The sequence below is a fragment of the Bradyrhizobium sp. BR2003 genome, from assembly GCF_009720285.1.
GTDB classification, from domain to species: domain Bacteria; phylum Pseudomonadota; class Alphaproteobacteria; order Rhizobiales; family Xanthobacteraceae; genus Bradyrhizobium; species Bradyrhizobium elkanii.
This window is the reverse complement of sequence record NZ_SMYJ01000032.1, coordinates 1-25,365: the sequence shown is the minus strand read 5'-3', so window position 1 is coordinate 25,365 and position 25,365 is coordinate 1. Positions and strand designations below refer to the sequence as shown.

General features: G+C 65.4%; 25 protein-coding genes, 1 tRNA gene, 1 pseudogene and 1 riboswitch. Of the genes and pseudogenes, 12 read left to right on the top strand and 15 right to left on the bottom strand.

Features of this window, described 5'->3' with window-relative positions:
* Positions 1–74: 74 nt before the first annotated feature.
* Positions 75–1,220: a pimeloyl-CoA dehydrogenase small subunit gene (gene pimD, locus E2I15_RS26745; RefSeq protein WP_137481089.1), complete on the top strand. Its 1,146-nt coding sequence runs from the start codon at positions 75–77 to the stop codon at positions 1,218–1,220.
* 105 nt (positions 1,221–1,325) lie between these two features.
* Positions 1,326–2,099, top strand: coding sequence for an SDR family NAD(P)-dependent oxidoreductase (locus tag E2I15_RS26740; RefSeq protein ID WP_038376643.1), 774 nt, complete (start codon positions 1,326–1,328; stop codon positions 2,097–2,099).
* Between the two features lie 190 nt (positions 2,100–2,289).
* Here the strand turns inward: E2I15_RS26740 and E2I15_RS26735 are convergent, their stop codons facing one another.
* Positions 2,290–3,483: an O-succinylhomoserine sulfhydrylase gene (locus E2I15_RS26735; protein WP_137481090.1), complete on the bottom strand. Its 1,194-nt coding sequence runs from the start codon at positions 3,481–3,483 to the stop codon at positions 2,290–2,292.
* A 76-nt stretch (positions 3,484–3,559) separates the two neighbouring features.
* Positions 3,560–3,639: riboswitch (SAM riboswitch) on the bottom strand.
* A 134-nt stretch (positions 3,640–3,773) separates the two neighbouring features.
* Between E2I15_RS26735 and E2I15_RS26730 the strand changes: the two genes are divergently transcribed.
* The 3 genes from E2I15_RS26730 (at position 3,774) to E2I15_RS26720 (ending at position 7,661) form a co-directional block, all read left to right on the top strand.
* Positions 3,774–4,880 carry a 2'-deoxycytidine 5'-triphosphate deaminase gene (locus tag E2I15_RS26730; protein WP_137481091.1) on the top strand — a complete coding sequence of 369 codons (1,107 nt, stop codon included), beginning with the start codon at positions 3,774–3,776 and terminating at the stop codon, positions 4,878–4,880.
* Between the two features lie 161 nt (positions 4,881–5,041).
* Positions 5,042–6,091 (top strand): hypothetical protein, encoded by a 1,050-nt coding sequence (locus E2I15_RS26725; RefSeq protein WP_137481092.1) that lies wholly within the window; start codon positions 5,042–5,044, stop codon positions 6,089–6,091.
* A 130-nt stretch (positions 6,092–6,221) separates the two neighbouring features.
* The gene (locus E2I15_RS26720) at positions 6,222–7,661 is read left to right on the top strand and encodes an MATE family efflux transporter (protein ID WP_137481093.1); all 1,440 of its coding nucleotides are present in this window, start codon (positions 6,222–6,224) and stop codon (positions 7,659–7,661) included.
* A 284-nt stretch (positions 7,662–7,945) separates the two neighbouring features.
* On the opposite strand, the gene E2I15_RS26715 is transcribed toward E2I15_RS26720, so the two are convergent.
* The 4 genes from E2I15_RS26715 to E2I15_RS26700 form a co-directional block, all read right to left on the bottom strand.
* On the bottom strand, positions 7,946–8,356 hold the full coding sequence (locus E2I15_RS26715) for an SRPBCC family protein (RefSeq protein WP_137481094.1): 411 nt from the start codon (positions 8,354–8,356) through the stop codon (positions 7,946–7,948).
* A gap of 196 nt (positions 8,357–8,552) precedes the next feature.
* Complete coding sequence (locus E2I15_RS26710) at positions 8,553–8,912, bottom strand: VOC family protein (protein WP_069280342.1); 360 nt, start codon at positions 8,910–8,912, stop codon at positions 8,553–8,555.
* A 56-nt stretch (positions 8,913–8,968) separates the two neighbouring features.
* The gene (locus E2I15_RS26705; RefSeq protein WP_137481095.1) at positions 8,969–9,808 is read right to left on the bottom strand and encodes a helix-turn-helix transcriptional regulator; all 840 of its coding nucleotides are present in this window, start codon (positions 9,806–9,808) and stop codon (positions 8,969–8,971) included.
* 9 nt (positions 9,809–9,817) lie between these two features.
* The gene (locus E2I15_RS26700) at positions 9,818–10,396 is read right to left on the bottom strand and encodes a methylated-DNA--[protein]-cysteine S-methyltransferase (RefSeq protein ID WP_137481096.1); all 579 of its coding nucleotides are present in this window, start codon (positions 10,394–10,396) and stop codon (positions 9,818–9,820) included.
* A 157-nt stretch (positions 10,397–10,553) separates the two neighbouring features.
* Between E2I15_RS26700 and E2I15_RS26695 the strand changes: the two genes are divergently transcribed.
* The 3 genes from E2I15_RS26695 (at position 10,554) to E2I15_RS26685 (ending at position 12,624) form a co-directional block, all read left to right on the top strand.
* Positions 10,554–12,101 (top strand): glycosyltransferase family protein, encoded by a 1,548-nt coding sequence (locus E2I15_RS26695; RefSeq protein ID WP_137481097.1) that lies wholly within the window; start codon positions 10,554–10,556, stop codon positions 12,099–12,101.
* Positions 12,102–12,210: 109 nt separating this feature from the next.
* Positions 12,211–12,284 (top strand) — tRNA-Gly (locus E2I15_RS26690).
* 88 nt (positions 12,285–12,372) lie between these two features.
* Positions 12,373–12,624: a DUF3551 domain-containing protein gene (locus E2I15_RS26685; protein ID WP_276486894.1), complete on the top strand. Its 252-nt coding sequence runs from the start codon at positions 12,373–12,375 to the stop codon at positions 12,622–12,624.
* 509 nt (positions 12,625–13,133) lie between these two features.
* On the opposite strand, the gene E2I15_RS26680 is transcribed toward E2I15_RS26685, so the two are convergent.
* On the bottom strand, positions 13,134–14,153 hold the full coding sequence (locus tag E2I15_RS26680; RefSeq protein ID WP_137481098.1) for an LLM class flavin-dependent oxidoreductase: 1,020 nt from the start codon (positions 14,151–14,153) through the stop codon (positions 13,134–13,136).
* Positions 14,154–14,400: 247 nt separating this feature from the next.
* Between E2I15_RS26680 and E2I15_RS26675 the strand changes: the two genes are divergently transcribed.
* Positions 14,401–15,567, top strand: a complete 1,167-nt coding sequence (locus E2I15_RS26675; RefSeq protein WP_137481099.1) for an NADH:flavin oxidoreductase/NADH oxidase — start codon at positions 14,401–14,403, stop codon at positions 15,565–15,567.
* Positions 15,568–15,603: 36 nt separating this feature from the next.
* Positions 15,604–16,533 carry a dihydrodipicolinate synthase family protein gene (locus E2I15_RS26670; protein ID WP_137481100.1) on the top strand — a complete coding sequence of 310 codons (930 nt, stop codon included), beginning with the start codon at positions 15,604–15,606 and terminating at the stop codon, positions 16,531–16,533.
* Positions 16,534–16,539: 6 nt separating this feature from the next.
* On the opposite strand, the gene E2I15_RS26665 is transcribed toward E2I15_RS26670, so the two are convergent.
* From E2I15_RS26665 to E2I15_RS26635, 7 genes are all read right to left on the bottom strand, one after another.
* On the bottom strand, positions 16,540–17,709 hold the full coding sequence (locus tag E2I15_RS26665; protein ID WP_137481101.1) for a cytochrome P450: 1,170 nt from the start codon (positions 17,707–17,709) through the stop codon (positions 16,540–16,542).
* Between the two features lie 109 nt (positions 17,710–17,818).
* Positions 17,819–18,616 (bottom strand): helix-turn-helix transcriptional regulator, encoded by a 798-nt coding sequence (locus tag E2I15_RS26660; RefSeq protein WP_137481102.1) that lies wholly within the window; start codon positions 18,614–18,616, stop codon positions 17,819–17,821.
* Between the two features lie 170 nt (positions 18,617–18,786).
* Entirely contained in the window at positions 18,787–19,149 is a 363-nt protein-coding gene (locus tag E2I15_RS26655) for a nuclear transport factor 2 family protein (protein WP_137481103.1), read from the bottom strand.
* Positions 19,150–19,243: 94 nt separating this feature from the next.
* Complete coding sequence (locus E2I15_RS26650; RefSeq protein ID WP_170991659.1) at positions 19,244–19,564, bottom strand: cupredoxin domain-containing protein; 321 nt, start codon at positions 19,562–19,564, stop codon at positions 19,244–19,246.
* Positions 19,565–19,575: 11 nt separating this feature from the next.
* Complete coding sequence (locus E2I15_RS26645; protein ID WP_137481104.1) at positions 19,576–20,097, bottom strand: DUF4142 domain-containing protein; 522 nt, start codon at positions 20,095–20,097, stop codon at positions 19,576–19,578.
* Positions 20,098–20,192: 95 nt separating this feature from the next.
* Positions 20,193–20,882: an RNA polymerase sigma factor gene (locus E2I15_RS26640; protein WP_137481105.1), complete on the bottom strand. Its 690-nt coding sequence runs from the start codon at positions 20,880–20,882 to the stop codon at positions 20,193–20,195.
* A 93-nt stretch (positions 20,883–20,975) separates the two neighbouring features.
* Positions 20,976–21,884: a LysR family transcriptional regulator gene (locus E2I15_RS26635; RefSeq protein WP_137481106.1), complete on the bottom strand. Its 909-nt coding sequence runs from the start codon at positions 21,882–21,884 to the stop codon at positions 20,976–20,978.
* 105 nt (positions 21,885–21,989) lie between these two features.
* On the opposite strand from E2I15_RS26635, the gene E2I15_RS26630 reads away from it, so the two are divergent.
* Entirely contained in the window at positions 21,990–23,054 is a 1,065-nt protein-coding gene (locus E2I15_RS26630; protein ID WP_137481107.1) for an aromatic ring-hydroxylating dioxygenase subunit alpha, read from the top strand.
* A 480-nt stretch (positions 23,055–23,534) separates the two neighbouring features.
* On the top strand, positions 23,535–24,530 hold the full coding sequence (locus E2I15_RS26625) for an alpha/beta fold hydrolase (RefSeq protein ID WP_137481155.1): 996 nt from the start codon (positions 23,535–23,537) through the stop codon (positions 24,528–24,530).
* A gap of 75 nt (positions 24,531–24,605) precedes the next feature.
* On the opposite strand, the gene E2I15_RS26620 is transcribed toward E2I15_RS26625, so the two are convergent.
* Both E2I15_RS26620 and E2I15_RS38880 read right to left on the bottom strand, forming a co-directional pair.
* Positions 24,606–24,956, bottom strand: coding sequence for a RidA family protein (locus tag E2I15_RS26620; RefSeq protein ID WP_028339041.1), 351 nt, complete (start codon positions 24,954–24,956; stop codon positions 24,606–24,608).
* Positions 24,957–25,177: 221 nt separating this feature from the next.
* A pseudogene (locus tag E2I15_RS38880) lies at positions 25,178–25,365 on the bottom strand (CDGSH iron-sulfur domain-containing protein); the annotation flags it as partial.

The window sequence follows — 25,365 nt, the reverse complement described above, 5'->3', positions numbered from 1 at the left end:
ACCTCTCCCCGCAAGCGGGGCGAGGTGAAGAGGGCCCCGGCTTGAACAACGATCAGTTAGTTAAGGGAACGAACATGGATTTTGATCTGTCCGAGGAGCAGCGCCTTCTCAAGGAGAGCGTCGACGGGTTGCTGGCGGATGCCTACGACTTCGATGCGCGCAAGAAGTACATGAAGGAGAAGGGCGGTTGGAGCAAAGCGCTCTGGGGCAAGCTCGCCGAGCAGGGCCTGCTTGGCCTGCCCTTCGCGGAGACCGACGGCGGCTTCGGCGCCGGCGCGGTCGAGACCATGATCGTGATGGAAGCGCTCGGCAAGGCGCTGGTGGTCGAGCCTTATCTGGCCACCGTCGTGGTCGCCGGCGGTTTCCTGCGCCATGGCGGCTCGGCCGAGCAGAAGGCCAAGTACATTCCCGGCATCATCGACGGCAGCAGGACCTTCGGCTTTGCCCAGCTCGAGAAGAACTCGCGCTACGATCTCTTCGACGTCGTGACCACGGCCAAGAAGAAGGGGGCCGGCTGGGTGATCGACGGCGAGAAGTTCGTCGTGCTCAACGGCGAGAACGCCGACACGCTGATCGTGACCGCGCGCACCAAGGGCGGCCAGCGCGACAAGACCGGCATCGGCGTGTTCCTGGTTCCGGCGGATGCCAAGGGCGTCACCAGGAAGGGCTATCCCACCCAGGACGGCCTGCACGCGGCCGACATCACCTTCACCAATGTCGAGGTCGGCGCTGACGCGGCGATCGGCGATCCCGAGAACGGCCTGCCCCTGATCGAGCGCGTCGCCGACGAAGCCCGCACCGCGCTGTGCGCGGAAGCGGTCGGCGCGATGGACGAGTCGCTGAAGGAGACCGTCGAGTACATCAAGACCCGCAAGCAGTTCGGCGTTGCGATCGGCTCGTTCCAGAGCCTGCAGCACCGTGCCGCCGACATGTTCGTGGCGCTGGAGCAGGCCCGCAGCATGTCGATGTTCGCCACCATGGCGTCGGACTTCGACGATGCCAAGGAGCGTTCGTCAGCGGTCGCCGCCGCCAAGGTGCAGGTCGGCAAGTCCCTGAAGTTCGTCGGCCAGCAGTCGATCCAGCTTCATGGCGGCATCGGCATGACCATGGAGGCCAAGATCGGCCACTACTTCAAGCGGCTGACCATGATCGAGAACACGCTCGGCGACACCGACTACCACCTCCGTCGCGTCAGCGAGGGCGGCGGGCTGCTGGCGTGAGATGTCGTTGCCGGGCTTGACCCGGCAATCCATCGCTTTTCAAAAGATGGATGCGCGGGTCAAGCCCGCGCATGACGGGTCTTCGTAGAACTCAGGGAAACAACAATGAAAAACACCCCGTTCGATCTCACCGGCCAGGTCGCGGTCATCACCGGCTCGAGCCGCGGCATCGGCCGCGCCTCGGCGGAGCTTCTGGCAAAACTCGGCGCCAAGGTCGTCATCTCCTCGCGCAAGGCGGATGCCTGCCAGGAAGTCGCCGACGGCATCAAGCAGGCGGGCGGCGATGCGCTCGTCATCCCCTGCAACATCGCGCGCCGCAACGAGGTCGAGGCGCTGGTCTCGGGCACGATCAAGCACTACGGCAAGATCGACATCCTGGTCTGCAATGCCGCGGTGAACCCGTATTACGGCCCGCTGCTCGACATCACGGACGAGGCCTTCGACAAGATCATGGGCTCGAACGTCAAGAGCAACATCTGGCTGTCCGCGCTGGCGATCCCGCAGATGGCCGAGCGCGGCAAGGGCTCGGTCGTGATCATCTCCTCGATCGGCGGCCTGCGCGGCTCGACCGTGATCGGCGCCTACGGCATCTCCAAGGCCGCTGACTTCGCGCTGTGCCGCAGCCTCGCCGGCGAGTGGGGCCCGAAGGGTGTGCGCGTCAACTGCGTGGCGCCGGGCCTGGTGAAAACCGATTTCGCCCGCGCGCTGTGGGAGGACCCGGATAATCTGAAGCGCCGCACCGCATCGACGCCGCTCCGCCGCATCGGCGAGCCCGACGAGATCGCCGGCGCCGTGGCCTATCTCGCTTCCGACGCCTCGACCTTCATGACCGGCCAGACCATCGTGGTCGACGGCGGCGTCACGACGGCGGCGACGTAAGGGCCGGTCTACTCGCTTCGCCTCTCCCGCTTGCGGGGTCGAGACGAGCGAAGCTCGCTCTTAGGCCGACGCGCATAGCGCGGCGGGTGGGGGCTCTTTCCAAGATGTGACTCGTGGAGAGAGCCCCACCCCAGCCCTCCCCCGCAAGCGGGAGAGGGGGCGCAGTCTCGTTGGGGCTTCTATCCTCGCCTCAGACCCGCTCCAGCGCCCGCTCGAAATCCTCGATCAGGTCGTCGGGATGCTCGAGCCCGGCCGAGAAGCGAATGAAACCTTCGCTGATGCCGAGCTCGGCGCGCGCCTCCGGCGCCAGGCGCTGATGCGTCGTGGTCGCGGGATGCGTCACCAGGCTCTTGGCGTCGCCGAGATTGTTGGAGATGCGCGAGATCTTCAGCGCGTTGAGGCAGCGGAAGGCGCCGGCCTTGCCGTCCTTCACCTCAAAGCCGACCAGCGTCGAGCCGGCACCCATCTGCTTCTTCACCGTCGCGGCCTGCGGATGGTCGGGACGGCCGGGATAGACCAGCCGCGTGACCTTCGGATGCCTGGCCAGCGCCTCGGCGATCTTCGCCGCGTTCTCGGTCTGGGCGCGAACGCGGACGCCGAGCGTCTCCAGCCCCTTCAGCAGCACCCAGGCGTTGAACGGCGACAGCGACGGCCCGGTCTGGCGCATGAAATTATGGATGTGCTCGGCGATGAAGGCTTCCGACGACAGGATGATGCCGCCGAGGCAGCGGCCCTGGCCGTCGATGTGCTTGGTCGCGGAATAGACCACGACGTCGGCGCCGAGCGACAGCGGGCTCTGCCAGATCGGCGTGGCGAACACATTGTCGACGATCAGCCGGGCGCCGCCGCTATGCGCGATCTCTGCGATCGCGCCGATGTCGAGCACGTCGAGCGTCGGATTGGTCGGGCTCTCCAGGAAGAAGGTCTTGGTGTTCGGCCGCAATGCGCGCTGCCACTGGTCGAGATCGAGGCCGTCGACCAGGGTCGTCTCGATGCCGTAGCGCGGCAACAGGTCCTGCACCACGTAGAGGCAGGAGCCGAACAGCGCCTTCGAGGCCACCACGTGATCGCCGGCCTTCAGCGGCGCGAGGATCGCCGTGGTCACCGCGGCCATGCCGGTCGCGGTCGAGCGTGCGGCTTCCGCGCCCTCGAGCTCGATCATGCGGCGCTCGAACATCGCAATCGTCGGGTTGGAATAGCGCGAATAGATGAAGCCGGGATCCTGGCCCTTGAAGCGCGCCTCGCATTGCTCGGCGCTGTCGTAGACGTAGCCCTGGGTGAGAAACAGCCCTTCCGACGTCTCCCCGAATTGCGAGCGCAGCGTGCCGCCATGGACGAGGCGGGTTTCGGGGCGAAAGCGGGCGGTACCTTCAGATTCAGACATGTGACCTCCGAAGTGGCCACTTCTCCTGGAGAATGGCCACAAAAAAACCGGCCTGGAGCAACCTCCACAAGCCGGGATCACACTGTCCCCGGCCTGTTTAGCGACTTATTTAACGTGGCTGCAAGCCGGCCGGCTCAAATCACCACGGGATAAGTGCAGCTGATATTCCCTCGCGCCCTTTCCGTCAAGACGGTCATCGGATAACCCGTAAAAGCCCATATTTTGGGGCTTGATGGCCGCCTGGAGTATGATTTCTGGGCCATCTCGAGGGATCGCCGAGGGACCGCGCCGTGTCGTTCACGCTGGAAGAAGAATCCAACGGAATCCTGCCCGACCGCATGATCGCGGAGATGGCGGAGGCCGGCCTCATTCTGCCCGCCTACGACTTCGTCGAGAGCCAGATCCAGCCGGCGAGCCTCGATCTGCGCCTTGGCGACATCGCCTACCGGGTCCGCGCCAGCTTCCTGCCGGGGCCCGATGCCACCGTCGCCGAGCGGATCGACGAGCTGAAGCTGCACGAGATCGATCTGTCCGACGGCGCGGTGCTGGAGACCAACTGCGTCTACATCGTGCCGCTGCTGGAGAGCCTGGCGCTGCCGCCGGAGATCGTGGCCGCGGCCAACCCGAAGAGCTCGACCGGACGGCTCGACGTCTTCACCCGTGTGATCGCCGACGGCACCCGCCGCTTCGACATGATCGGCGCCGGCTATCACGGCCCGCTCTACGCCGAGATCAGCCCGAAGACGTTTCCCGTGCTGCTGCGCGAGGGTTCACGGCTCAGCCAGGTCCGCTTCCGGATCGGCGAGGCGACGCTCTCCGCCGACGAGCTCGATGCGCTGCATGCCGCCGAGCGGCTGGTCGACGCCGCGAATGCCGATCTCACCCATGGGGTCGCGCTCTCGGTCGATCTCTCCGGCGAGAGCTCAGGCGGCTTCGTCGGCTATCGCGCCAAGCGCCACACCGGCGTGGTCGATGTCGATCGCCGCGGCGGCTACGCGGTCGACGATTTCTGGGAGCCGATCAAGGCGCGGCCCGACGGCAGCCTCATTCTCGATCCCGGCGAGTTCTACATCCTGGCTTCGAAGGAGGCGGTGCAGGTGCCGCCGGACTACGCCGCGGAGATGGTGCCGTTCGATCCGCTGGTCGGCGAATTCCGCGTCCACTATGCCGGCTTCTTCGATCCAGGCTTCGGCTATGCCGGCGCCGGCGGCAAGGGCGCGCGCGCCGTGCTGGAGGTGCGCTCGCGCGAGGTGCCGTTCATTCTCGAGCATGGCCAGATCGTCGGCCGCCTCGTCTATGAACGCATGCTCGAGCGCCCCGACGCGCTGTACGGCCAGCGCATCGGCTCGAACTATCAGGCGCAGGGCCTGAAGCTCTCCAAGCATTTTCGCGTGTAATTCCGTTTCGCGCGCGTGTAATTCCGTAGCCCGGATGAAGCGTTAGCGAAATCCGGGACGCTGCATACGCGGATCGAGCTGCCCCGGATTGCGCTTCGCTGCATCCGGGCTACGATTGCGCATGCGAGCTCGACCTCGCCAACAAGAGCCAGGGAGCGAACATGACTGCAGGCGAAAGCTCACAAGAAGCCCAGTGGCGGAAGTGGCGCAGCGTCGCCGATCTCTATCATGCCTTCTTCACCGGGCTGATCCTCACCGTGGTCACGCGGCGCGGCACGACTGACGCCGCGGAGTTCGTCTTCCGCGTGTTTCGCCGCCAGCAGCAGGAACGCTTTCTCCCCGGCTTGAAGAAGCTCGGCCTCGACGGTCTGCCGCCGGCGGTCGCGGCCGCGCAGTATCATTATCTCTCCAACTGGATCGGCGGCGTGCATGTCGAATACATGTACGAGAATGACCGTAAGGCCTGGATCCGTTATCCGCCGCCGCGCTGGATCTGGAAGGGCACGGCGATCTGCGGCGTCCCCGGCAAGGTCTCGCGCGCGATGCTGCGCGGCTGGCACGCCAACAATGGCGTCGCCCTTGGGAACTTGCGGCTCGGCTTCGTCTGCACCAAGCAGAGTGTCGACGGCCAGGACGGGCTCGAAGGCTATTACTGCGAGTACGATCATCCGCTCGAGCTCGATCAGCGCCTGGTGTTCGCGCGCCATCTCGAGGCGCCGCCATTCGATCCCAAGACCGCGCCGGCACTGCCGGTCGACAGCTGGCCGAAGCCGCGGCTGGAAAAGGCCTATCGCAACTACGCGATGGAATATGTGAAGACGGCCGCGCCGGTCATCGTGCAGGTGTTCGGCCCGGAGGATGCGAGCTATCTGCTGCATCTCACCGGCAGGCTGATCGGCATGCAGTATTACGACGAGGTCGCGCAGGCGCTTGGCGGCAGCCGCGGCCGTGCCGCGGAATTTGCCGCATTCCTGCGCACTCTCTTCGAGTCGCAGGACGATATCGCTGACATCACCGAGTCCGAGGGCCAGTTCGAGATCCGCCAGCAGGGCTGGAAGCTGATGGCCGATGTCGCCGACTATCACCCGGCCTGCGCCAGCGTGCTGACGGGCCTGTTCGAAGGGCTGGCCGCCGGCTGCGGGCGGCGCATTCCGGTGCATCTGAAGCCGAATGTCACTGCCGGCGCACCGTTCGTCTGGTCGATCGGCTAGATCAGAGGTTCATCCGGGTTCACCTGCAATCGCGCAGGCCCCCCTTGCGCCCTGCGCACGTGGATTCCGCCGCCGCCATGGTAGGGAAACACCATGGCGCGGCTCCCGAACGACGCGCTCGGGAGCAGAAATGTCCGATCTCGGCCTCGCCGAAATACCTGTCGACGAACAAGAGCGGCCGCCGCCGCCGGTGACCAAGCCGGCGCGCAATGCGCTGCTCGACGGGCCGATCCTGCGCACGCTGCTGTGGCTTGCATGGCCGAACGTGATCGCGCTCTCCGCCGGCACCTGCGTCGTCATCGCGGAGACTTCGTATATCGGCCGGCTCGGCGTCGAGTCGCTGGCGGCGATGGCGCTGGTGTTTCCCTGCGTGATCCTCACCATGACGATGTCCGGCGGCGCGATGGGCGGCGGCGTGGCATCCGCGATCGCGCGCGCGCTCGGCGCCGGCGAGATCGAGCGCGCCTCGACGCTGGCGATGCATGCGCTGCTGATCGGCCTGACCTTTGGTTTGACGTTCATGCTGGGCATGCTGATCTTCGGTCCGCGCCTGCTCGAACTGCTCGGCGGGCGCGGCAATGTGCTGGCGCAGGCGATCGCCTATTCCCAGGTGTTCTTCGGCGGCGCGATCCTGCCCTGGCTGATGAACACGATGGCCGGCATCCTGCGCGGCACCGGCAACATGAAGCTGCCTTCGACCATGATTCTGTCGTCGGCGGTGTGGCAGATCATTTTGGGCGGCACGCTCGGGCTCGGTCTCGGTCCGGTACCGCAATTCGGCATGCGCGGCGTCGCCGCGGGTTCGCTGATCGCCTATTCGATCAGCATCAGCGTGATGGGCTGGTATCTGTTCTCGGGCCGCGCCCGCGTGAAGCCGAAGTTCAAGGGACTGCGCGTGCAGTGGGCGATGTTCATCGACATCCTCAAGGTCGGCGCGGTGTCCTGCTTCTCGCCGCTGCAATCGGTTCTGACGATCTCGATCTTCACCCACATGCTGGCGCAGTTCGGCACCGCGGTGCTCGCCGGCTACGGCATCGGCGCGCGGCTCGAATTCATGCTGACCTCGGTCGCCTTCGCGGTCGGCATCGCCTCGGTGCCGATGATCGGCATGGCGGTCGGCGCGGAGCGCGTCGCGCGGGCCCGGCGCATCGCCTGGACCGCAGGCACGGTGTCGTTCCTTGCGGTCGGCGTGGTCGGCAGCTTCATCGCGGTCTTTCCCGACCTCTGGGTCAATCTGTTCACCAGTGATCCGCACGTGCGGGCGACCAGCCATCAATATCTTTCGACCGCCGCGCCGATGTACGCGTTCATCGGCCTTGCGATGTCGATGTATTTTTCCTCGCAGGGTGCCGCGAAAGTGCTGGGTCCGGTGCTGGCGCAGACCGCGCGGCTGATCTTCATCGGCGCCGGCGGCTGGTGGCTGTCGACGCATGAGGCGAGCGCGCAGAACTTCTTCGCACTCGCCGCCGCCTCGATGGGCGTGCTCGGCGTGCTGTCCTGCCTCAGCGTGATCCTGACGCGCTGGGGCAAATCAGCGCCGGTCGCCGAGGCGCAGCCGGCGCTGTCTTGAACCGCTGAAGATGCCGTCTCGGCTCTCGCACCGTCGTCCTGAGAGAATGTGCATATATTCGGCGTCGTCTTGGCGAAAGCCAGGATCCATTACCCCAACCGCTTGTCGTTGTGCGAGGCTGGGGCCACTATCGCACTCTCAATCGAATTCGGTGGTTATGGCTTTCGCCAGGACGACGGCGTGGGGAGGCCGCTCGCTACCAATCCTCACACCGTCATCCCAGCGACAAAGGCGAAGCCTTTGCGCGGGGTGACGGTGATAAGGTTTTCCGGCCGCCAGCCTCGCTACGCTGCGTTCTTCGCCGATTTGGCCATCGCCGCCTGCATCGCCGCCGCACCGAGGTCCATCTGCGCGTCCATATAGGGCGCGACCTCGTGCGGCAGCACGTCGGCGATCCACACCACGCGGCAGCGCACGTCGCCCTCGGCGAACACCTGCACCGAGGCGGAATGCTGCTTCAACCGTTCGCTGGTGATCGCATAGACCAGCCGCTTTCGGTTGTCGTCGCAATCGACCAGCGTCTCGCGCGCCACGGTGCCGTTGGCGAAAGTGACGGTGCGGACGTCGCCGTCGAGTTGCGTGTCGGTCACGAAGCCCGGCACCAGCCGCGTATGCAGCGCGCCGAAATCGCGCAAGGCGTCCCAGACATGATCTGCCGGCGCGTCGATCGGGATATCCTTGTGAATGGAAGCCATGATTGTAACCTTTCGGGTGGTTGTCATTCCCGCGCAAAGGCTTCGCCTTTGTCGCTGGAGGTGCGAGCGACGCGATGCCCCGGCATCGCGTTCCTGAGCGAGCCTCGAAGGATGACCGGATCTCGCTCGGGCCATCCTTCGAGACGCCGCGCGTTGCGCGGCTCCTCAGGATGACGTTGGAATGCGCGGCTTTTTGTCAGGTCGACACCGCCTCGACATTGTTGCCGTCGGGGTCAAGCAGGAACGCCGCGTAATAGGTCGGGCTGTAATCCTTGCGATGGCCCGCCGCGCCATTGTCCTTGCCGCCGGCTTTCAGGCCTTCGGTGTGGAATGTCTTGATCGCGTCATGGCTCGGCGCGCGGAACGCAACGTGCGCGCCGCCTTGGGCCTTGCCCTTGTGCGAATGCAGCCAGAGCGCGGGCTCGCCCTTCGGGCCGAAGCCGGCGCCGCTGTCGTCGCGCGAGCAGAGCACGAAGCCGAGTGGTGCCAGCACCGCGGTGTAGAAGCGCACGCTGGCGTCGAGGTCGGCAACGCGCAGTCCGATATGGTCGTACATGAGGAAATCTCCAGTCGCTGGGCGCATCGAAAGACGCGCGGACTGGAGCAGCCTAGCTATTGCAGCGCGAGACGTTCTTGGAAAATCTTGCGGTCGCCGCGCGAGGCTTGGCGGAACTTCAGCGGCGAGGCGCCGGCGGCGCGGTGGAAACTGCGCACGAAATTGGACAGGTCGCCGAAGCCGACGTCATAGGCGATGTCGGTGATCGGGCTGTCGTCGTCCGCGAGCCGCCGCGCCGCATGGCGCAGCCGCGAGCGCACGAGATATTGATGCGGGGTGACGCCGAGCACCGCGGAAAACAGCCGCAGGAAATGGAAGGTGCTCAAGCCGGCGTGTTCCGCGGTATCGTCGAGGTCGATCTGACGATGTGAATTGGCGTCGATCCACAACGCGGCCTCGACGGCGCGGCGGCGATCGCGCAAGCCCGCGGTGAGAGGCCTTGCCTTGCGGTCGGACACCAGTTCGACAAGGCGGCTGGTGAGGAGGTAGCCGATCTCGTCGAGGCCGACGTCGCTGTTGCCACCTGCCGCCGTTTGGGCGAGCTCGCCGATCACCATCAGTTCCGGCAGCGGCGGCACCGAGCCGATCTGCCAGACCGCCGCGCGGTCGCCGATGGTCTCGACCAGCTCCGGGTCCAGGAAGAACGACAGGCATTCGTCGCCGACCACATGATCGTGCGTGCAGGTGTATTCATCGCCGGGATGGCCGACCAGGATCGAGCCTGCCACCAGCTCATGGAAGCGGCCGCGGCAATGGCAGCCGAAGCTGCCGCTGCGCACATAGGACACAGAGTGGCAGGCGAACTGCTCGGCGAACGGCTTGTCGCCGGGTTCCGCTGTGCAGCGAAACTCGTTCACTGTGATGCGATCGCGCTGCAGCAGCGTGGTTCGGACCATACCCGGGATTTAAGCCTGCGGCCGCAGTCGCGCAACGGGCAGCAGCACATCAAAAAGGGTCTTGCTGGTGGTCGGCTGGGCGCCCTCGATCGAGAGCAGCCGCCGCTTCGAGATGCTGCCGCCGTTCGGCGAGATCCGGTCGGCATAATTGGCCGTCTCGAGCACGCGGTGGCACGGCACCATGACCATGAAGGGATTGCGGCCGAGCGCCTGTGCCACCGAATAGACCGCGCCGGACGCGCGCAAGGCGCTCGCCACATCGTCATAGGTCCGGGTTTCGCCGCGGGGAATGGTGCGGACAAACTGGTAGACGCGCGCGCTGAAGGTCGGGATGCCGCTCATGTCGAGCGCAACGCCGGCAAGGTCACCATTGCCGCCGCGCAAGGTCGCGGCGATGCCCTCGATCGCGACAGCGACCTCCTCGGGAGGCCGCATCTCGCGCGCATCCGGATAAAGCTTGAATAGCCGCTTGCGGGTCTCGATCTCGCGCAGCTCGGGAAGCTGCACGCCGGCCACGCCGAGCTCACCCCACGCGATACCGCATCGGCCGATCGCCGTGTCGAAAATAGTGTACCCACGCCCCGCCATGACGCCACCAGCCCCCAACGCGCGATCTTAACATCGTCGCCGGCGTGCGCATCTTGAATCTTGACGTTTAGCTAACCATGTCGCGGCCCGTTCTGTGTGATCTCGCCAATGACCAGTCACGCATCTTAAAGGCTTTGCCCGCTATCTGGTCGTCAGCATGCTGCTCCACGGTACGATCGGCGGAACGATGACCAGCACCGGCGCGGGCATCGCGCGCGGCGGCACAGCCGCGGCCGGGACATCGGCCGGGCGTCGTCATCCGCTGTTCGCATTGTTGTTGCTGGCGTTGGTCCTGCGCCTTGCGGCCGCGCTCTGGCCCAACGTGATGTATCCCGACGAGATCTTTCAGTATCTCGAGCCGGCGTGGCGAATGCTCGGCCATGACGGCATCCTGACGTGGGAGTGGCGCGAAGGCATTCGCGGCTGGTTCCTGCCGACATTGCTGGCCGGGCCGGTCGCGGTGGGCGGCTTGATTGCGCCGGGCGGCGAGGGCGCTTTCCTGGTGCCGCGCCTGGTCGCCGCAACTGCGTCGCTGTCGATCGTGGTCAGCGCCTGGTTCTTCGGTGCACGCATCTCGCGAACCCATGCCATCGTCGCGGCGTTCGCGGCTGCGGTCTGGTTCGAGTTGATCCTCCTCGCGCCGCACACATTGGGCGAGCCGTTGGCGACGGCGCTGATCGTGCCGGCGGCGCTGCTGGTGACCGGTCGTCCGTCGCCGCGGCGTCTCGCGATCGGCGGCGCGTTGCTCGCGTTCGCCTTTGTCTGCCGCTTTCAGTATGCGCCGGCCATCGCCGTGCTTGCGCTCGGCGCCTGCTGGATGCGTTGGCGAAACTTGATCCCGTTGGTCGCGGGCGGTCTCGCCGCGCTCGTGCTCTCCGCCGCGATCGAGCTTGCGCATGGCGCCGTGCCGTTCGCCTGGCTGATCGGCAACATCAGGGAAAACCTGCTGCACGATCGCGCGACCGAGTTCGGCGTGACGCCGGCTTCGGCCTATCTCGTCAACTTCCTGATCGTGTGGTCGGCGGCAATCGTATTGCCGCTCGCTGCAATCTGGCGCGGCTCGCGCCATGCGCCGCTGCTGCTGGCCGTGGCGCTGGTCAACCTCGTCTTCCACAGCCTGATCGCGCACAAGGAATACCGCTTCGTCTTCCTGTCGGCTGTGCTGTTCATCATCGTTGCGGCGCTGGGATCGGCCGATTGGGTGCAATGGCTACGCGCAAGACCAGGTTGGCGCCGCTGGGCATTGCCGATCGTCACCGGTAGCTGGGCGCTGCTCTCGATGACGCTCGCCGGCGCCAGCGAAGGGATGCGCGACTACTGGACGCGTGGTGTCGGCGCGGCGCGGCTCGCCGCCGAACTGCGCAGCGATCCGCAGATGTGCGGCCTCGCACTTTACAATGTCCGTTTCCAGCTGTTGCCAGGGCGGGAACGATTGGTCGGCCCGGTGCCGCTCTATGCGCTCGAGCCCGCCGATCCGCTCGCCGAGCTGATCCTGCCGCCGCTGTTGCAGGCGACCAGGCCGGCCTTCAACCGCATCCTGGCGCGGCCCGCGGCGGCCGGTGATCTGCCGGCGGATTATTCAAGGCAAAGCTGTGCCCGCGTCGGCATCGCCGATGCCTGCATCTATGCACGAAGCGGCAGCTGCGATGCGGCTGCCGCCGCGACTTTTGTCATCAATGACGTGCTGGTGAGGATGGGCCACTAGCGAGGGCGGTGCGGCGATCGGCTCCAATGCGCGCTTGATCCGCTGCCTCCGCCCGGGCTATGGTCCGGCCGGTCGCACCCGTGAGGTGCGACCTCAAGCAATTGAGATCGCGGGCGTAGTTCAATGGTAGAACGGCAGCTTCCCAAGCTGCATACGAGGGTTCGATTCCCTTCGCCCGCTCCAGCCTTCAGGCAAATGTCGCGGGACAGTTTGTCGGCAAGGCACCGTTTGTCGGCAAGGCAATGTATTTCGCGACAGCAGGAGATGTGACGTGAGGTTGCTTGGAGCGCTGCTGCTTGCGCTGGGCGTGCTTTGGATGACGAGGCCGGCATCCGCGCAAATGTATGATCCGCGCTATCCCGTCTGCATGCATGTTTACGGTGAGTTGGTCGGCGAACGCATGGACTGCGTCTTCACGTCGCTGGATCAGTGCCAGGCCGGCGCTGTGGGGCTGCCGGCGACCTGTCTGGTCAACCCCTATCATGCGCCGAGGTCGGCGCGTCCTTACCGGCCCGAACGATGACCTTTCCGCTCGTACTGGCGGGCGTTCATTTGAGATCAGTGCATGGCATGGTGGTACTACGCGCTCTTCGCGATCGTTCTGCTCGGATGTTGTGCATTGGTGGTTCGCGCCCGTCGCGGCAGTAACACGCGAGAAGACGAGGAGCTGAACCGTCGGATCAATGAGCGCGTCGATCGGCTCGATCTCCCCCGGCGCAATCGCGACAGGGATTCCTGACCCGCGATGATCCCGGGATATTACGGCGATCTGTTCACGCAACGTGCGCGCCTAACGAACCGTACTCGACCTGTTCTTCTCACAAGGCGCAGTTATGTTTCCGTAGTTCTCCGCGTTTGAGAACGAAGTTCCACCGGAACGATGTCGCGGGTTCCGGCATTGGTCGAACAGAGCCGACCGACCTCCGGCGAGAACGGTCGGTTCAAGCCCGCGCCCGGCCGTTCCCTCTCAACAGCCCCCTAGAAGACGGCCGGCGCGGGTCCTGATCCCGGCTCTGCTCGATGTGACGAGGTTCAGCGCCAGCCCAAAGCGGGCGCGATCTGGGTCAGGATCGTCTCGATCACATGCGCGTTGTAGGCGACCCCGAGCTGATTGGGGACGGTCAGAAGCAACGTGTCGGCCTCCGCGATCGCCTCATCCGTCTTGAGCTGCTCGATCAGCCTGTCCGGCTCGGCGGCGTAGCCGCGGCCGAAGATCGCGCGCGTCCTCTCGTCGATGAAGCCGATCTGGTCTTCCTCCTGCCCGTTGCCGAAATAGGCGCTGTCGCGATCGTCGACCAGCGCGAAGATGCTGCGGCTCACCGAGACCCGCGGCTCGCGCGTGTGCCCAGCCTCCTTCCAGGCGGCGCGATAGGCCCGGATCTGGGCGGCCTGCTGGATGTGGAAAGCCTCTCCGGTCTCGTCGCTCTTCAGTGTGGAGCTCTGCAGGTTCATCCCGAGCTTCGCCGCCCACACCGCGGTGGCGTTCGAGCCGGCGCCCCACCAGATGCGCTCGCGCAGGCCTTCCGAGAGCGGTTCGAGCCGAAGCAGGCCGGGAGGATTGGGAAACATCGGCCGCGGATTGGGCTGCGCAAATCCCTGGCCGCGCAGCATGTCGAGGAAGATCTCGGCATGACGCCGGCCCATGTCGGCGTCGGTTTCGCCCTCGCCGGGCTGATAGCCGAAATAGCGCCAGCCATCGATCACCTGCTCGGGCGAGCCGCGGCTGATGCCGAGTTGCAGGCGTCCCCTCGCGATCAGGTCGGCCGCGCCGGCGTCCTCCACCATGTAGAGCGGATTTTCGTAGCGCATGTCGATCACGGCGGTGCCGATTTCGATCCGGCTGGTTCTGGCGCCGACCGCCGCCAGCAGCGGGAACGGCGAGGCCAGTTGGCGGGCGAAGTGATGGACGCGAAAATACGCGCCGTCCGCGCCGAGCTCTTCGGCTGCGACCGCGAGGTCGATGGATTGCAGCAGCACATCCGCAGCTGAGCGGGCCTGCGACTGCGGCGAGGGCGTCCAGTGCCCGAACGAAAGGAATCCGATTTTCTTCATGCCGGCAATGTAGGGATGTCCGCGACGAATTGCGATCCGCGATGTGATCCGGGGATGACCGAAACTGTTTACCAGCCGGGAGATCTTTCTGCGGCAGATGTTGCGGGTTTTGCAGATCGCGCCGTTGCGCAAGTGCTGCATGCGTGCAGGTCTTGCCGCCTGCGCCGCGGCATGACTTGCGATCTCGGGGCGCGCCGCCTAGCTTTCCGCCACGATTTCTCCCGCCAACACCTTCCCGCAGGTCCCGATGTCGCAGCCGTTTCTGTTTCAGCCGATCACGCTTCGCGGCGTGACCTCCCGAAACCGCATCCTGATCTCGCCGATGTGCCAGTATTCGGCGACCGACGGCTTGGCCAATGACTGGCATCTCGTGCATCTCGGCAAGTTCGCCCAGGGCGGCGCCGGGCTCGTGATGGTCGAGGCCGCGGCGGTGACCGCGGAGGGCCGCATCACCCATGGCGATGTCGGCATCTGGAACGACGAGCAGATCGCGCCGCTCGAGCGGATCGCCGCCTTCCTCAAGGACAATGGCGCGGTGCCTTCGATCCAGCTCGCGCATGCCGGCCGCAAGGCCAGCATGCAGCGTCCCTGGTACGGCAATGCCGCTCTCGATGAGGCCGATCGCGCCCGCGGCGATCTGCCGTGGCGGACGGTGGCGCCGAGCGCGATCCCGATGGAGGAAGGCTGGTTGATGCCGCACGCGCTCGACGCGGCCGAACTCGCCGCGCTGCGCGAGCAATGGCGCCGCGCCACCTTGCGCGCGGTGGAGGCCGGCTTTGAATTCGTCGAGGTGCATTGCGCGCATGGCTATCTGCTGCACGAATTCCTCTCGCCATTGTCGAACCGCCGCACCGACGCCTATGGCGGCGATCGCGCCGGGCGGATGCGCTATCCGCTCGAGATCATCGAGACCGTGCGCGCGGCCTGGCCGGCGGAGCGGCCGCTGTCGGTGCGGATCTCCTCGGTCGACGGTATCGACGGCGGCCTGACGCTCGAGGACCAGGTCGCGTTCGCCCGCGAAGCCAGGGCGCGCGGCGTCGATTTGATCGATTGCTCGTCGGGCGGCCTGCTCGGCTCGGCGACCGCGGCGCGGATTCCGCGCGGCTACGGCTTTCAGGTGCCCTATGCCGACGAGATCCGCCGCGCCGCCGACATTGCGACCATCGCGGTCGGCCTCATCCTGCATCCGCAGCAGGCAGAAGACGTCCTGGCCAAAGGCCATGCCGATCTGGTCGCGATCGGCCGCGAGGCGCTGTTCGATCCGAACTGGCCGTTGCATGCCGAGCTTGCGCTTGGCGGTGGAGGCGGCGAGGTGTTCGCGTCCTGGCCGAAGCAGTATGGTTGGTGGCTGGAACGCCGCGAACCGGGCCTGCGCCGGCTCGATGGCCCGCCGCTGCCGTTCCGCCAGAGCTGACAAGAAAATCCGACAAAAACCCGGGAGGTCGTTATCATGACGTCAGTCGCAAAGCGCCCCTATCGCGGTGTCTTCCCCGTGGCGCCGACCATCTTCGACGCCAACGGCAATCTCGACCTCGACGGACAACGGCGCTGCGTCGACTTCATGATCGACGCCGGCTCCCACGGCATCTGCATCCTCGCCAATTTCTCCGAACAGTTCGTGCTGACCGACGCCGAGCGCGAGACCGTGATGCATGCGGTGCTCGAGCATGTCGCCGGCCGCATTCCCGTCATCGTCACCACGACGCATTTCTCCTCGGCGGTGTGCGCTGAGCGCAGCCGCCAGGCGGAGGCCGCCGGCGCCGCGATGGTGATGGTGATGCCGCCCTATCACGGCGCGACCTTCCGCGTCGGCGAGCCAGGCATCTACGAGTTTTATCGGGTCGTGTCGGATGCCATCAACATCCCGATCATGATCCAGGACGCGCCGGTCGCGGGTACGCCGCTCTCGGTCGACTTCCTGGCACGGATGGCGAAGGAGCTCGCCAATGTCAGGTACTTCAAGATCGAGGTGCCGATGGCCGCAAACAAGCTGCGCGGCCTGATCGAGAAGGGCGGCGCCGAGATCGAGGGGCCGTGGGACGGCGAGGAGGCGATCACGCTGATGGCCGATCTCGATGCCGGCGCCACCGGTGCGATGACCGGCGGCGGCTATCCCGACGGCATCCGCCAGATCATGGTTCCGTTCTTCGCAGGCCGGCGTGACGAAGCGGTGCGGGCCTATGCGCGCTGGCTGCCGCTGATCAACTACGAGAACCGGCAATGCGGGCTGCAGGCCTGCAAGGTGCTGATGCGCGAGGGCGGCGTCATCAAGTCCGATGCGGTGCGCCACCCGCTGCAACCGCTGCATCCCGCGACCCGCGCCGGGCTGATCGAGATCGCGCGGACACTCGATCCGGTCGTGCTGCGCTGGGGGCGGTAACGGGGGCTACGCGTCCCACGTCAACGGCAAATCCAGGAGGCCGCGGAACGCCCAGCCGCCGATCCGCGCCGGCCTGTGCTCGATCAGGCGCAAATTCTTCAGCCGGTTGAAGATCGCGGGCAGCGCGACGTCGGCGACCATGGCGCGCGAGGCCCAGGCGCCGGCGCAGAAATGCGGGCCGGCACCGAACGCGATGCTCTTGCCGGCGTCGCGGCGCACGTCGAACGCGTCGGGCCGGTCGAAATGCTTCTCGTCGCGGTTCGCCGAGCCGAACATCAGGAACACGCGCTCATTGGTCTCGAATGCGACGTCCCGGATCGTCCAGGGCTTTGCGATCCGCCGCGGCGACATCCCGATCGGCGAGATCCAGCGCGCATATTCCTCGAACACCTGCAGCCACGGGATCGTGCCGCTCGTCGCCAGCGCCAGCTGGTCGGGATGGGTCAGCAGCGCCCATACCGTGCCGGCGATCGCGTCGCGCGGCTCGTTCTGGCCGCCCGAGATCGCAAGCTTGATATTGGCGCGCACGCTCTCCATCGGCATGTCGGTCTGCAGCATCACACCGAGCAGGCTGAGGTCGGGCGTCTTGCGCAGCCTGAGGACCATGTCGTCGATCGCGGCATCGATCCCGGAGGTCGCCGCATGGCAGCGCGCCTCGATCGCGGGATCGCCGACATAATTGGCGATGCCGTCGATCATGCCCTGCGACCACGCGTTCATGTCCTGGAAGCGCATGTTGGTGAGGCCGGTGATCGACTTCAGGCATTCGGCCGAGAACGGCAGCGCGAAGGCCTGCACGAAATCGACCACGCCGTCCGGTTTCAGTTCGTCGAGGATGCGCGTCGCGTGTGCTGCGAACTGCGCGGTCCAGTGCGATCTGACGGTTTTGGGCGAGATCGCCGGAAAGATCGCCTTGCGCTCGTTCATGTGCGCATCGCCGTCCTTGCGCATCATGTTGTGGCCCATCAGTTTGTTCATCAGCCCCTCGGGCTGGTGCGACGAGAACACGTCGATCTGCTTCTCCGAGATGAAGATGTCGTCGCGGCTGCACAGCAGCGTGCTGCCGAGCTGCGGCACGAAGGCGATCGGCGCCTCCTTGCGCATGCGCGCCAGCGCCGGATAGGGATCCTGCCAGAAGGCGGGGACGTCGATGTCGAAATGGGGCGCGGTGCTCACGACGTGATCTCGGTTTGGCCTCAGGTTTTCGGGCCGAGCATAGGCCGGCGGGCGCGGCCCGTCTGTCCCCACCGCTGGGGACAGAGTGAAGCCACACCGCCTGGAGCGCTCAGTTCAGCTGGCGCGCCGAGGCCATCAGGCGCAGCGCGATCGCGAACAGCTCGTTCTGCGAGGAGATGCCGAGCTTGTCATAGGCACGCTTGCGATAGGTGAGGGCGGAGTGCAGCCCGATGCCGAGCTCGGCGGCGATCGCTTCCGAGCTGAGACCGGAGAGGATGCGCAGGCAGACCTCCTTCTCGCGCCCGGTCAGCCTGGCGAGCGGCTCGGCGGTTGCAAACAGGATCTTCAACCGCTCGATCGGATCAACATCCGGTGCCGGGTCGCGCTGGAAGTGCCGCGCCACCGCCGCCGTCAACGCCGGCGCGACCGCGGCCAGGCGCGCGATCTGCTCGCGGCTGAAGCGGCCTTGCGCGGTGATCTGGTAGAAGTTGACATAGAAGCAGGTGTCGCCGGTCCAGATCGCGGAAGCGAACTTGTCGACGATGTCGGAGTCGTCGAAGAAGATCTTTCGGTAGCCGTCGCTGTACATGCGGCGGGCGAAGGTCGGCAGCACGATCGGCGCGGCCTGCGTTCGTCCCTCGAACACCGCATCGCGGTTCGGGTCGGCCTGATGGAAATGTTCGGAATAGGCGATCCCGAGATCGCGCCCGGTCGGGATGTTGCCGACATCGAGCAGGCACGCGGCGGTCCGCGGGCCGGTGAACGAGAACACCATGCAATGACCGACACCGGCGACGCGGCGGAGCGCGCCGATCAGGACCTCTGGAAAGGTGTCGCGGCCGATCGCCAGCAGCGCCGGCGTGATGTCGCTGACGACAGAAGTCTTGAAGGCGAAATCTGCCTTCATGGCGTCCTCCCTGTGTTTCGGAAAGACTAGCAGCGACATCGCCGGGGTGGAAGTTCCCTCGACATGCCGGGGCTCGCGAAGCGAGAACCCGGAATCCATTCATCTCAAGATTCGCGGCCCGATAGATTCCGGGCTCAGGCCTTCGGGCTGCCCCGGAATGACGGAATTCATCAAGCGCCCGGCACCTGGTCGAGGAAGCCGGTGATGCTCCTGATCCGGCCGTCCTTCAGCATGGCGAAGTCGGTGCCCTTGATCGGGCTGTCGACGCCATCGGGACCAAGGCCCCAGGAGAACCGGACATGGTCGCCGAAGCCGTTCGCCTCCCCGATCAGCTTGAAGCGGAAGTCCGGAAACTTCTGCTGCACGCCCGCGATCAGCGCGTCGACGCCCTCATGGCCGTCGCCGCTCATCAGCGGATCGACGTAGCGTGCATCGGCGGTCCAGTTCTCGCTCAGCATCTCGCGACGCCGGCTCGGCGTCCGCTCGTTCCAGAGATCGATATAGCGGCGGGCGATGGTGGCGTGGTCGGTCATGGTGCTCTCCTTCGATAGTGCCGGACTGTGCGGCGGTCCGGACTATCGAAGGTTCGCGTGCGCCGATCGATTACCTCGGAGGTCATCGCGCGGGCTATGGTGCGATCGTCAGCACCGCCTTCATGTTGGGATGGTAGCGGCAGTAATAGTCGACCGTGCCGGCCTTGGTCAGAACCGACTTGACCGTCTTCTTCGGCGCGATCGTCATGTCGAATTCGCCGTTCTTCGCGGTGGCGGTGTGGGCGAACACGTCCTTGTTGACCCATTCGATGGTGTCGCCGACCTTGGCCGACACCTCGGCCGGCGAGATCACCAGATTTTCCATCACGATCTGGATGGTGGCCGCATGCGCCGGGACGGCCATCGCGCCGAGCGCGAGCAAGGCCAGCGTTGCGAGACAGCGTCCTGACAACATCACGCGTCTCCTCACTTCAGGCTGGCCGCGACGTGTTCGGCATGCTGCTGGTGGCCCTGGAAGATCTTCAGGCCGGTCTGCAGCAGGCTCTTCAGTTCGGGATTGCTGGCCGAGGGGATCAGCTGCGTTTCCAGCGCGGTCTTGACGGCCTTGTGGTAGGCGACCTCGTTGTCGATATAGGCCTTGTCGTAGGCGGCGCCCTTCAGCTTGCCGAGTTCGGCGAGCTTGTCGGCCGCCTGCTTCGACAGCGCCTTGCTGGTGTCGTTGTCCTCCGGCGTCACTTTCAGCTTCTTGACGAGGTCTAGCGCCTGCTTGTTCACCGCCTCGTGGTCGCGCGCCATGTCCTTGGCGAACGCCTTGACCTCCTTGTTGGAAGCCGTCTCTTCCGCCTGCTTGGCGGCATTGATGTCGATCACACCTGCCGTATAGGCGATATGTGCGATCTGCGGATCGGTCGGCTTTGCGCCCTGCGCCAGCGCAGCGCAGTTGAGAAGGCTGAGCGCGGCGACCGCGATACCCAATCGAACGAACATGGTTTGAAACTCCTGTTGAGCCGGGCGTAGCGCGCGGCGCGTCGTTGCTTGCACAGGAGTTGGATGGCGCGGACGCGCAGAGGTTCCCGAAAAATTCAGGCCGTGACGCGGAGCCGTTTCAGAACCGCTTCGGTCAATCGCTCGCAGCGCTTGCCCGCGAAAGGAAAGGCCTCCATGACGACGGGGCCGATCTTCCGCTCGACATTGTCGCGCAGCATGGTGCGGGCGCGATGCAGGCGGGTCTTCACGGTTTCCGGCTTGAGGCCGAGGATCTCAGCGGTCTCCTCGACATTCATGCCCTCGATCACGCGAGTGATGAAGACGAGGCGGAACGCCTCGGGCAGTTCGTCGATCGCGTGCTCGACGACCTGCTGGATCTCACGCTGGGCCATGGATCTTTCCGGATCGTCCGTTGACGACAGGGGGAACTGGATGATCTGGGCTTCGGGAGCACCTTTCGGCCGATCGGACCATTCGACGCTGCGGTGCTTGCGGCGCAGGCGGCCGAGCGCCTCGTTCATTGCGATCCGCGACAGCCAGGTCGAAAGGCTGGACTCGCCGCGGAACTGGTCGAGATGGGTGAAGGCGCGCACATAGGCGTCCTGAACCACGTCCTCGGCCTCGTGGTCGTTGCGCAGGATGCCGCGCGCCAGCCGGAACAGCCGGCGATTATTCGCCTGCATGATGGCGCGGATTGCGGCCTCGTCGCGGGCGCGCGCGCGTTGCACGAGCTCGGCATCGCCCGAGTTGATTGGCGGCAGAGACGTTACATGGGCCTGGCGCATGGCGGGTCGCCCTCATTGTTGGCGGAATCATACCGTTGGATGCCGACCGGCCGCATAGGTTCCCGGGAAAATGCTGATCGGCCAAAAAGACCCCTACGGCCTGATATAGGCCTCCGGATCGCCGCGCGCATGCGCCTCCATCGCGTCGAGGAAGCAGCGCACCTTCGCCGGGACAAATTGCCGCGCCGGCAACAGCGCGTGCACGTTGAGCGGTTCGCAGGCATGTTCGGGCAGCAATCGCCGCAACTGCCCGGCCGCGACGGCGGCGCGGGTGTAGCTGGCGGTGACCCGCAGCACGCCATGGCCGGCGAGCGCCGCCTGCAGGCGGACATGGGCATTCGAACTGGTCAGGCGCGCGCGATCGACCGCGAGATGCTCGACTGCGCCGCCGGGGGCGGTGATCGCCCATGGCGGGTCGCTGGGACCGGTCAACAGCGGCAGCCTTCGCAGATCATCCAGCGTGCGCGGCTCGCCGAATTTCTCCAGCAGTGCGGGTGCCGCGAACAGGCCGCGCTCGAGCGTGAAGACGCGGCGGATCACGATGCCGGCCGACGGCAGCGGCGCCTCCAGCATCGCAAACACGATGTCGTAGTTCTCGGCGATCGGGTTGACGATGTCATGCTCGACATCGATCCGGATCGCGAGTTCGGGGTAGCGGCCCATCACCGCGCAGGCGACCGGCCCTGCATGATGCGCGCCGAATTCATAAGGCGCCTTGATGCGCAGCGTGCCCGCGACCGCGCTCGACATCGCCAGCGCCTCGCTGTGGGTGTCGTGTAGCGCGGCGAACAGCGGGCGCACCTTGCGATAGATGGTCTCCCCGGAATCGGTCAGCCGCAGGTGGCGCGTGGTGCGCTCGATCAGCCGCAGCCCGAGATTGGCTTCGAGACGCTGCACCGCAGCACTGAGGCTCGATTTGGGGTGGCCGAGCACACGCGCGGCCGCGGTGAAGCCGCCATGCTCGACAACCTCGCAAAACAGCTCCCAGTCGCGCCACTCCATGGCCGATTGTCCATCCACCGGTACAGTGTGTCCAGCCGAATCGGATTATCCCGGTGACTGCAATCACCTAACCTCCTCGCAACCAAATTGCATCGGGAGGGTGAGATGGCTGACGACGGAATTTTCCTGCGCAACACCTGGTACGTGGCGGCGTGGAATCACGAACTGATCGACGGCAAGATGGTCGCACGCACCATCCTGGAGCGGCCGATCGTGCTCTATCGCGGCTCGAGCGGGAAAGTCGTCGCGCTGGACGACCGTTGCTGCCATCGCGCCGCACCGCTCTCGATGGGGCGCATCGAGGGCGACGACATCAGGTGCATGTATCACGGCATGAAGTTCGCGGCCAACGGCAAATGCATCCAGATCCCCGGCCAGGACACGATCCCCGCCAAGCTCGGCGTGCGCAGCTATCCCGTGGTCGAGCGCTACAATCTGATCTTTATCTGGACCGGCGATCCCGAGAAGGCCGATCCGAAACTGATCCTCGACTATCCGCCGCTGCAGGATCCCAAATGGCGGGGCCTGCCCGGTTACATGCACTACAAGGCCAACTGGCTCCTGATCGTCGACAATCTCAGCGACTTCGCCCATCTCGCCTTCGTGCACACCAACACGCTCGGCGGATCCGAGGAATATGCCTACAAGACCAAACCGGTCACGATCGAGAAGCTGGACGACGGCTTCCGCGTCGAGCGTTGGCACATGGGCGCCGAGCCGCCGCCCTACCACAAGAAGGTGATCCCGAACAAAACCGACAAGATCGATCGCCGCAATATCGGCCGCATGATCGTGCCCGGCATCTTCACGCTCGACACCACGTTCGCGCCGGCGGGGCAGGGCGTCGAGAAAGGCGTCCAGGTTCCGGGCACGCGGTCCTATCGCAACGCGCAGTTCATGACGCCGGAAACGCGCTCGACCACGCACTTCTTCTGGAACTACCTGCACGATTTCGACATCGACAACCCGAACATCGCACTGTCGCTGCGGCACAGCCTCGAGGAAGGGTTCAACGAGGACAAGGACATCATCGAGGCGCAGCAGCGCGTGTTCGACGCCGATCCGGACTATCAGCTGCTCGCGATCGGCGCCGATGCCCCGCTGACCTATTTCCGCTGGCTGTTCGCGCGCAAGCTCGAGGCCGAGAAGGGCACGGCGCGCGCCGCCTAGAGCATGATCCGGAAAAGTGTGAAGCGGTTTTCCCTCGCGACAAACGCGGAACGCGTTTGCGCGGAGATCATGCTCAACAAGGAGCTAAAGCGCGATGATGATTCAACCCAATCTCATCGCGCTTTAGTCTGCTGAAACGACGGCTTTTGCTGCTTGGCAGCAAGCCGCGCCGGGGTCGCGAGATCGTGACGTCCCGGCGTGGCTGCCGTTCTAGCCGGTTTGGCGTAAACTGACCCAACCTGAATTTGTCGGTTCTTGATCAGCGTCAAGGTTTTGGCCCGCGTTGGCCAGACCATCCCGGTAGCGATCAATCGGTGAATGAGCTTGCCTGAACAGACGGATCCATCCGATCGAAGTGCGAGCACCAGCTGGGCGCAGGACGCGTGGCTATGGCCGTTTGAAGCCGCGCGATTGGCGCTGGACATCTACTCGCAGTGGTACCCCAATCGTGCGCCCGAGCCCACAGATTCGCCGGGCGAAGTGGCGGCGCTGCCCTGGACGACAGCCCATTCGGTCGCGCTTCAGCTGCCGTCGATGTGCCTGCTGGATTTCTCACGAGCGGCCGAAGGCCGGCCGCTGCTGGTCTGCGCGCCCTATGCGCTGCATCGCGCGCAGATTGCGGATCTCGCCCCCGGCCACAGCCTGATGGAGGCGTTGCAGAAGGCTGGCTTTGCGCGTCTCTATCTCACGGATTGGCACTCGGCGGCACCGGAGATGCGATATTTCTCGGTCGACACCTTTCTGTCCGATCTCAACGTGGCCGTCGACACGATCGGGCCGCCGGTCGACCTTGCAGGTCTCTGTCAGGGCGGCTGGCTGTCGTTGCTCTATGCGGCGCGCTTTCCCGGCAAGGTACGGCGGCTTGTGCTTGCCGGCAGCCCGGTGGATGTTTCTGTGCCGTCAGAGCTTTCCAGGATGGTCGCCTCGCTGCCGCAGCAAGGCTTCGAGGCGCTGGTGCGTCAGGGGGATGGGACTGTCAGTGGCAAGCAGATGCTGAAGGTCTGGAGTATCCCGTTCAGTCTGCTTGACGTGGAAGCGGCGCTGCAGCGACGGCTCGACCGTGAGTCCGAGGATGCACGGGCGCTGCTCGACCGTTTCAGGCACTGGGACAGCGATCCCCTTGATCTGCCGGGTACCTACTACCTTGAAGTGACCGACTGGATCTTTCGCCAGAACCGGATTGCCGCCGGACACTTCGTCGCGCTTGGCCGCAAAATCGATCTTGCTGCGGTGAAGCTGCCGGTCTTCCTGCTCGCTGCGGAGAACGACATCGTCGTTCCGCCCGACCAGGCGTTTGCGACGATGCGGCTGTTGGGCACGCGGCCCGCGTGGCTGCAACGAGAGACCGAGCCGTGTAGTCACCTCGGCCTGTTCATGGGCCGCAGGGCTCTGGCCGGTTCGTGGCGTCGGATTGCACGCTGGCTTCAGTCCGATCTCGGCGAGACCGCGAGCGAGCGATCGCCGATCAGCGCGTGAGTGCAAGATGAAAATGCCCCGAATTGCGCTTTGCAATCCGGGGCATCCGGTATCCTTTGATGACGTGCGTCGCGTCTATTTCGCCGCGACGACCATGATCTCGACATTGTACTGCGGCGCGGCCAGCTTGGCCTCGACGGTGGCGCGGGCCGGGGTGTTACCCTCCGAGACCCAGCCGTCCCACACCGCGTTCATTTCCGGGAAGGTCTTCATGTCGGTGATGTAGATCGTCGCGCTGAGCAGCTTCGACTTGTCGGTGCCGGCCTTGGCGAGGTGGCCGTCGATGATCGACAGGATGTCCTTGGTCTGGTCGGTGACGCTGCCGCCCGCGGCCTTGCCGGCGACGACGCCGGCGAGATAGACGGTGTTGCCGTGCACGACGGCCTGGCTCATGCGCGGGCCGGTTTCGAAACGCTGAATGCTCATTTGGGTCTCCACTGAATGGCGGGCACTGTCTATCGCGTTTTCAAGCGAAGTGGCTACCGCTTCGCGTGAAGAAAACGCGTCAAAACAAGAGATCGAGAGGTTTGGTTCTGATTTGATCAGAACCAAACCTCTAACCTGTCAGAGCGAGCGCCGCCACTGCACAATTTGCAGCGCCGTTCACCGAAATCGCCCGAAATTGCTCCGAGATCGGCTCGGCGCAATCAGGTCGGCGGATTCTGCCCATTCGCCCAGCGCGCGAACAGCGCCACTCGCTCGGTCGGCCAGGCGCCGTCGCAGGGCATGGTCCCGGCCTCGAGCCGTGCCAGGATTTGTTGGCCGTGCCTGGCGACATCCTCCTCCTTCCAGAGATCGAAGGCGAACAGCATCGAACTGCGATCCATCGGCCGGA